We start from the raw sequence: 7953 nt of genomic DNA, 5'->3' as shown, positions 1-7953 counted from the left end.
GCTGGATGGAGTGATGAGTATCTAACTAATTTGATAAACAACTTTATTAAAGCGTTTTAACTCGTGCGTTTTCCCTGTTTCATCCCTTCCAATCTATAAATGCAAGCTTCATTTATAAAAACAAAGGTTCCGTTTTTAAAAACAAAGCTTGCATTTATAAAAATGAAGCTTTCATTTTAAGTTTGTAAATAACAAAAGAGAAGTTTACTATTAGACGAAAGGAAGTTTAGACTTAATCAAAAGAAACTTTATTGTTAATTCTCAAGGAGAAGAGTAACTATTATCATTCAGTGGATATCATCCTAATAAAAAGTCTCGTATATCAATGAGACAACTTATTCAGTTATCTTTATGATATACGAGACTCAAATGTTATAAATAAAATCCTATTTTACAGGATATTATTTTGCTAATTCATTAATCACATCCATTATCTTCTGACCGATTTCTTCGGCAGCTTCCATGGTAGAAGCTTCACTATACACACGGATGATCGGTTCTGTATTACTCTTGCGCAAATGTACCCATTTGTCAGCAAAGTCAATTTTCACACCGTCGATATCGTTGATTTCTTCGTTCTTATAGATTTCCTTTACTTTTGCAAGGATAGCATCTACATCGATTTCCGGAGTCAAGTCTACACGGTTTTTAGCAATGAAGTAAGGAGGATAAGTAGCACGGAGCTCGCTAACCTTCTTTCCTTCGTGAGCCAGATGGCTAAGGAATAATGCGATGCCTACCAATGCATCACGTCCGTAGTGACTGGCAGGATAAATTACTCCACCATTTCCCTCACCACCGATAACAGCATTGATTGCTTTCATCTTCGTTACCACATTTACTTCGCCTACGGCAGAAGCGCTGTATTCCATTCCATACTTGCGAGTTACATCACGCAAAGCACGGGTAGAGCTTAAATTAGAAACAGTGTTACCGGGGGTATGTTTCAGTACATAGTCGGCAACAGTAACCAATGTATATTCTTCACCGTACATTACGCCATTCTCGCAGATCATTGCCAGACGGTCAACATCGGGGTCTACAACAAAAGCTACATCGGCCTTTCCACCTTTCATTAAGTTCATGATGTCACCGAGGTTCTTTTCAAGCGGTTCGGGGTTGTGCTGGAAGTTTCCGGTAGGTTCACAGTAGAGTTTTTCTACATGTTTCACACCTAAACGTTCAAGAAGTTCGGGAAGAATAATACCGCCTACCGAGTTTACACAGTCAATAGCTACACGGAAATTGGCTTTTTTGATAGCTTCTACATCTACCAAGTCGAGAGCCAATACACTGTCGATATGTTTCTGATTATAAGTCAGGTCTTTGCGGTAAGAGCCCAAGTGATCTACGTCGGCATAGTCAAATTCTTCTGCTTCAGCAATACGAAGCACTTCGTTGCCTTCGGCTGCATTCAGAAATTCGCCATGTTCATTCAGTAACTTCAGTGCGTTCCACTGCTTAGGGTTATGAGAAGCTGTCAGGATGATGCCACCACAAGCGCCTTCCATAGTTACAGCAAGCTCTGTGGTCGGAGTAGAAGCAAGATCAATATCTACTACATCCCAGCCCATTCCCATTAATGTGCCGACTACTACGTTTTTTACCATTTCACCCGAGATGCGGGCATCGCGTCCCACAACAATCTTGTTGCTCTTCGCTTTGCAGGTCTTACGAATTAAAGTAGCATAAGCCGAGGTGAATTTTACAATGTCAAGCGGGTTCAGTCCTTCTCCCGCTCCTCCGCCGATGGTTCCGCGGATTCCAGAGATAGATTTGATTAGAGTCATAGGTTTTTAACTAAAAGATTTATCTAATGTTAGTGCTTTAGCTTTTTGCTTTCTCAAACTTCCAGATATCATAGAAATAAGGATTGACATATTGTTGTGCAGTTGTATGCCCCATCTTAGAAGGTACAATCAAGCGTACATGTGCATTATTACGCAAATAAGGTAAGGCAATCAACCAGCCGGATGGAATTGCAGTTCCATAACCTTGATTAACCCATAATAAATCATATTCCAAACTACCGGATAAAACGATTCCATAAACAGTAGACGCGTTTTGTACATAACGGAATGTTAATGGAAACTTATAATAATCAGGAGCATCCATCCATTCTTCTAATGGTACATTGAAACAAGTAACCTCTCCTGTCATCATATCCTTTTCTACATAACGAGTACAAATGACATTATTATTAGCAAAAGTGTCTACTTCATTAATAAACTCAACCCCATTCTCACCTTCCTCTTTCCCGCCACGATCTACGATCTGCATATATACGCCGTTGGAAAAAGCAACATATTCGTCATATCCATCCCCAGCTTCTTTTGAAGCCGTAACAGTGTCTCTTTCGAACTCTTCCAGTGAAATGACACGAATATCATTATCTTTGATGAACTTATTCACCGCATTTTTCTCGTCTTCCAGCATTTCTGCATAAGTCTTCGAATTGTCGCATGCCTGGAACAGACTTCCGGCGGTTAACAAAGAGAGAAATAAAAATACAAGTTTCTTCATTATCTGTTATTTAGCTATATTCCGCACAAATGTATCTCAAAATCATTAAAAGTTGAAAGGGGGAAGTTGAAAGTTCGTATCTTTTAACCTTTCCATATTCACTTTTAACCTTCCATCTTTAGCTTTTTGCTGTTAACAAAGGTTTATACTTCTCAAGCGCTTTCTCAAAGACCGCTTTTGCCTCTTCCATCGTTCCGAAAAACTCACCGCCCGAAGCGTTCAAATGTCCGCCACCGTTGAAAAATTCAGCGGCTAACTGATTACATGGAAAGGTTCCTACCGAACGAAGGGAGATTTTAATCATCGGCTTCTCTGTATCTTCCCGCAAGAAGCAGGAGAAACAAACATTCTTGATGGAAAGGGGGATGTTTACGAAGCCTTCGCTATCACCTTTTATATAGTTAAACTTACTTTGCTCGGCTTTTGTCAATGTGATTAATGCCGAATTACAATCCGGATAAACAGTCATGTTCGACAGTACATAGCCCATCAAACGCAAACGGCTCTCGGAATAGGTATTGTACACCTTACGGTAAATATCATCCTTATCGATTCCTTTGGAAAGTAGTTCGCTAATGATAAAATAAATTTCCCGGTTATTCGAATTATAAGTGAATCCTCCTGTATCTGTCATCATGCCTGTGTAGATACATTCTGCGCCTTCCTTCGTGATATCACTGAAATATCCCATACGACAAATCAGCCGGAATATCAATTCGGAAGTAGAAGAAATCTTAGGATAGGACATTACAATCTTACAGAAATCTTCGGGATACAGGTGATGATCGATCATGATTTTACGCGCAGGAGATGCAACCACAGCATCTGCCATATCGTCAATACGCTTCAGTGCATTGAAGTCGAGACAACAGATTACGTCAGCTTCGGCTATCAACTTATCGGCAAAATCTTTGTAACGGTCATACAAAAGAATATCCTTACTGCCCGGCATCCATCGCAAGAAATCGGGAAAGGCATTCGGCACAATTACGTTTACTGTTTTTTCCTGTGAATCCAGGAAATGATACAATCCCAATGATGAACCAATAGCGTCGCCGTCAGGAGAAACATGGGATACAATTACTATTTTGTCAGCTCGTTCAAACCATTTGGAAAAATGGTCTATTTTGGCTTGTTCAATTACTTTCGTCAACATACTCTTAAACTTTATCAAGGTGCAAATGTACGATAAATCTTTGTACTTAGAGCAAAAAGTGGACAGAACCTTCGTCAGACAAAGAGATAAATCGCAGACCGGATTTCTTGCATTCGCTTTCAAGTAGGTGTTTGCGGTATTCCGAGAGGGACGCGTCCAATATGACGTAAGAGAAAGAAAAGACTTGGGCGAGTTCTTCCAGATGACCGTCATATCCTTTGCATAAGTAAAGATACTGAATATATAACGGAGAAACGGTAGATTTGTTTCGCCAACGGTTATCGTTTATGACACATACACGACAACCATGATAGGATATAATCTGCTGTTGACGGTTAAGTTCAGCGTGCCGGCAATCAGCCGTTATTTCTTGGGGAGGAAGAAGGTGATGACGCTTCCAATAGTTAGCTGTCATGTGTTTCAGACGTTTTTCATTGGAGAGAGTATCCATATAGTTTATCCAGGATTGCCCGTCACTCTTTATGCAATGTACTGCCGGACAACCACGCATATTGTAAAAGACTAAACTCGTTTGAGGACGATCCAGCCAATACAGCGTTGCATGATAAGTCCCCATCAACAAGATAAAAAAAAGACAGATTTGCAGATTCCGGTATCGGCGATTCATGAAATAATAGGTTAGCAGAGCGATGACAATATAGATACCTAGCACTTCTGACTGATAAAGCCAAATTCCATCTATAGAAGCGTAAGGAAGCTGTTCTACCCATCGGACAAAGAAATTAAGTCCTTCCAACAGCTTCTTAACACCTCCGGCTACTTCTATCTGAAGCCAGGAGAAAGGAGTCAGAAGAAGCATTACGACAGCAGCATATAAGATAATCGTAATCAAAGGAATAACAACTAAATTCGTCAATAGAAAATGCACGGAGAATCGAGAGAAATAAAACAGAACAAGCGGAGCTGTTCCTATTTGTGCGGCAATAGACACGCTCATGAGTCCCCAAACATACTTTCCTATTCTACTTTTCACGGTAATCAAATGGTAGATCGGCTTTTGAATAAGCAAGATAGAAGCAACAGCAAGGAAAGAGAGCTGAAAACCAACATCGAACAGCCATGCAGGATTGCAGAATAACATCAACCACGCAGCTACCGCCAATGTATTTAAAGATAAAGGTTCACGACCAACCATATCCGCCATAGCTAAAATCGAAAACATACTGACCGAACGTACTACCGACGGAGAAAGCCCTGTAAAAAAAGCAAAGGTCCACAATAAGACAAGAAGAAAAACAGAACGCACACATCTACCTATATTTCCTCTTCGGGCAATAGGTTTCAGAATGAAAAAAAGCATTGTATATAAAAGTCCGATATGCAAACCGGATAAAGCAAGAATATGGCTTGCACCGACCACCGAATAACTTTCACGAACCGAATCACTTAATTCTGTCTTATCTCCTATTGTTAGTGCTGAAAGTACTGCCAGTTCATCCCCGTTGAATCCCAGTCCCTGATAAAGTGAAACCACGTTTCTTCTACAAGAGCTGGCTGTACTTTTGAGGTCAAAGTTATTCATTCCGTCGCATTTTATCCATTTCCCGGATGCAACATATCCTGTTCCGCTAATACCTTTCCGCATCAGGAAGCGGGCATAATCAAATTCATCAAAGTTTCGATTGTTGAGAGGAGGAGAAATGTGGGCAGAAATCAGCAGTTCATCTCCACTCTTCAAACGGGAGGCAGACGAATCTTGCTGTAGATAAAGAACCGCAGTATGTCCTATCGGATATATGCCCGCAGTATCACGACGTTCTTTTAATAATGCCTGACAGAGGTAAGTATGTTCTTTTGGTTGAGCTGCATCCGTTATCAAAACCCGGTACACAGTTTCTTCTTTCGGAAAAGAGCAGACAGCCTGTTGCAATTGTCCAGTCATCCCAAGCCATCCTCCCGTAAAACAAAGAGCGGAGATAGCTATCCCAAAACACCATCGCAGCGAATAGCGCTTCAGAAAATAAAGAGCAAAAGACAATGCAGCAAAAAAGCCAAAGAAGAGAATACCACAAAGGGGGGCCCATGAACGGTCAAAAAAATGATCTCCACAAAAAATGCCTGCTATCCAGGGGATAAGCAGGCGTATAAATGGATATCGATGGACGTTATAAAGAAACAATGTCGCAGTTATTTCACAGATTCTTCAGCCACTTCTTTCCCGACTTAGTGAATGTCCACAGATAAATACCTCCAACAATCACACATCCTACTGTAAAAACAAAACCTAACATTTCCATATCATTTTAATATTTTATTAGCTAATAATGCAGACAAAGTTGTCAAAACAATACCCGTTACAGCTATGTACCAATTATTTTCATCCAAAAAGTTGGCGTATAGAGGTATAATTATACCAATCACAAGTCCAGCAAATGAAAGCTTCGAAAGATCAAAAAAATAACCAGCCAATTTTTCTTTTCTAGTCTTATCTCTTTCTTTGGTTTCTTTTCTAACCTCCTGCTGTTGACTCCAAGTTCCCATTTTTGTTTATTTTCCAACAAAGGTAACTTTTATATTTTATATCTAAGCTAATTTACCAATATTTATAATTCATCCACTACAGTTCGTGCAACTGACGAATCATTTCTACCGGATCCTGTGCACCAAAGACAGCATTTCCAGCCACCAGCGCATCGGCTCCCGCCTCAACCAGACGGGCTCCTGTTTCCAGGTTCACGCCACCGTCTACTTCAATCAGGGCTTTCGAACCTGTCCGTTCAATCAGGGCACGCAGTTCACGAACTTTTTCTACCGAATGTTCGATAAACTTCTGCCCGCCAAATCCTGGATTCACGCTCATGATAAGCACCATATACACGTCCTGAATAATATCTTGCAGAAGAGCTACAGGAGTAGCAGGATTGATCGTTACAGCAGGCTGCATCCCGGCTTCTCTGATTTGTTGAATCACCCGATGCAGATGTGGACAAGCTTCATAATGCACATTCATCGTATGAGCACCCAATGCTTTTACTTCCGGAATGAATTTCTCCGGATTCACAATCATCAAATGCACATCCAACGGCTTCTTACTTAACTTCGCTACATATTTCAGTACCGGAAAGCCAAATGAAATATTCGGAACAAATACTCCGTCCATAATATCAATATGTACCCACTCCGCTTCACTGCGGTTTACCATTTCAATATCCTTTGCCAAATATCCAAAATCGGCAGAAAGAATAGAAGGAGCGATAATCGGTTTCATAATTCTTTTATTTTAGGTTCTAATTGTCTCGTGTTCGGGACGGTTTTTTTATTCTATTTTATTGTCAAATCACTTCATCTTACATCCATCTTCCAGGTGATAACCACGAAGCAACTCATCTGTTTTCAGTCGTTTCTTACCGGGTAGTTGTAAAGAAAGAATAGATACAAATCCATCCGGTACAGCTACTTTCATAAATTTCTTGCCATCAGTCACGATTGTTCCGGCAGCCAATTGATGTGATTCATAAACTTTCTCACTTTCAAATATTTTCACGACCACACTTTCTGCTTTTTCGGAAGCAATCAGTTCACTCCAGGCAGCGGGGTAAGGTGATAGTCCACGGATAAAATCGTAGATCTTCTTCACCGGCTGGTTCCAGTCAATCCGGCAAGTTTCTTTAAATATCTTCGGAGCAGGACGGAGTTCACCGACAACTGCCATTTCTTCTTGAGGAATTGGTTTGACCGTTCCATTCAGTATAGCATCTACTGTTTCAAGAACCAGCTTTCCTCCCAACATCATCAATTTATCATGTACCACTTCTACATTATCCGTATCTGCAATAGGCACACGTACCTGTTGAATGACCTCTCCGGTATCTATCTCATGCTTCAAAAAGAAAGTCGTAATCCCGGTTTCCGTATCACCGTTGATAACCGCCCAGTTGATAGGAGCAGCTCCACGATATTGAGGAAGTAAAGAAGCATGAAGATTAAATGTACCCAGTCGCGGCATATTCCATACCACTTCCGGCAACATACGGAAAGCAACTACAATCTGCAAATCCGCTTTCCATTCACGCAACGCTTCCACAAAAGCTTCATCTTTCAACTTTTCCGGTTGAAGCAACGGTAAATTCTGTTCGAGCGCATATTGTTTGACAGGAGAATATTGAATCTTATGTCCGCGTCCGGCAGGTTTATCGGGCATCGTAATCACACCCACTACATTATAACCGCCTTCTACCAATTGACGCAGGGCCTCTACCGCAAAATCGGGAGTCCCCATATATACTATTCTTAAGTCCTCTTTCTTCATCATT

General features: G+C 40.8%; 7 protein-coding genes. All 7 read right to left on the bottom strand.

All coding sequences use genetic code 11. The features are described from left to right. Nucleotides 1-401: 401 nt before the first annotated feature. Nucleotides 402-1790, bottom strand: coding sequence for a phosphoglucosamine mutase (glmM, locus tag KFO40_RS04910; protein ID WP_151923009.1), 1389 nt, complete (start codon nucleotides 1788-1790; stop codon nucleotides 402-404). A gap of 37 nt (nucleotides 1791-1827) precedes the next feature. After that, complete coding sequence (locus tag KFO40_RS04905) at nucleotides 1828-2523, bottom strand: DUF4827 domain-containing protein (RefSeq protein WP_015532320.1); 696 nt, start codon at nucleotides 2521-2523, stop codon at nucleotides 1828-1830. A gap of 118 nt (nucleotides 2524-2641) precedes the next feature. Beyond that, nucleotides 2642-3679: a DHH family phosphoesterase gene (locus tag KFO40_RS04900; protein WP_120144516.1), complete on the bottom strand. Its 1038-nt coding sequence runs from the start codon at nucleotides 3677-3679 to the stop codon at nucleotides 2642-2644. Nucleotides 3680-3725: 46 nt separating this feature from the next. Beyond that, the gene (locus tag KFO40_RS04895) at nucleotides 3726-5819 is read right to left on the bottom strand and encodes a ComEC/Rec2 family competence protein (RefSeq protein WP_211146139.1); all 2094 of its coding nucleotides are present in this window, start codon (nucleotides 5817-5819) and stop codon (nucleotides 3726-3728) included. 119 nt (nucleotides 5820-5938) lie between these two features. Then, the gene (locus tag KFO40_RS04890; RefSeq protein ID WP_008020549.1) at nucleotides 5939-6181 is read right to left on the bottom strand and encodes a hypothetical protein; all 243 of its coding nucleotides are present in this window, start codon (nucleotides 6179-6181) and stop codon (nucleotides 5939-5941) included. Nucleotides 6182-6257: 76 nt separating this feature from the next. Continuing rightward, the gene (rpe, locus tag KFO40_RS04885) at nucleotides 6258-6908 is read right to left on the bottom strand and encodes a ribulose-phosphate 3-epimerase (RefSeq protein ID WP_211146138.1); all 651 of its coding nucleotides are present in this window, start codon (nucleotides 6906-6908) and stop codon (nucleotides 6258-6260) included. 69 nt (nucleotides 6909-6977) lie between these two features. Beyond that, nucleotides 6978-7949, bottom strand: a complete 972-nt coding sequence (gene fmt, locus KFO40_RS04880) for a methionyl-tRNA formyltransferase (protein ID WP_049702297.1) — start codon at nucleotides 7947-7949, stop codon at nucleotides 6978-6980. Nucleotides 7950-7953: the final 4 nt, after the last annotated feature.

The organism is Bacteroides sp. 1001302B_160321_D4 (assembly GCF_015667765.1).
Classification (GTDB): domain Bacteria; phylum Bacteroidota; class Bacteroidia; order Bacteroidales; family Bacteroidaceae; genus Bacteroides; species Bacteroides xylanisolvens.
This window is presented reverse-complemented; position numbering and strand designations above follow the sequence as displayed.

What these genes read in the sequence shown, in the direction of transcription:
- glmM (WP_151923009.1), bottom strand. Translation starts at nt 1,790, where the DNA reads ATGACTCTAATCAAATCTATCTCTGGAATCCGCGGAACCATCGGCGGA.
- KFO40_RS04905 (WP_015532320.1), bottom strand. Translation starts at nt 2,523, where the DNA reads ATGAAGAAACTTGTATTTTTATTTCTCTCTTTGTTAACCGCCGGAAGT.
- KFO40_RS04900 (WP_120144516.1), bottom strand. Translation starts at nt 3,679, where the DNA reads ATGTTGACGAAAGTAATTGAACAAGCCAAAATAGACCATTTTTCCAAA.
- KFO40_RS04890 (WP_008020549.1), bottom strand. Translation starts at nt 6,181, where the DNA reads ATGGGAACTTGGAGTCAACAGCAGGAGGTTAGAAAAGAAACCAAAGAA.
- rpe (WP_211146138.1), bottom strand. Translation starts at nt 6,908, where the DNA reads ATGAAACCGATTATCGCTCCTTCTATTCTTTCTGCCGATTTTGGATAT.
- fmt (WP_049702297.1), bottom strand. Translation starts at nt 7,949, where the DNA reads ATGAAGAAAGAGGACTTAAGAATAGTATATATGGGGACTCCCGATTTT.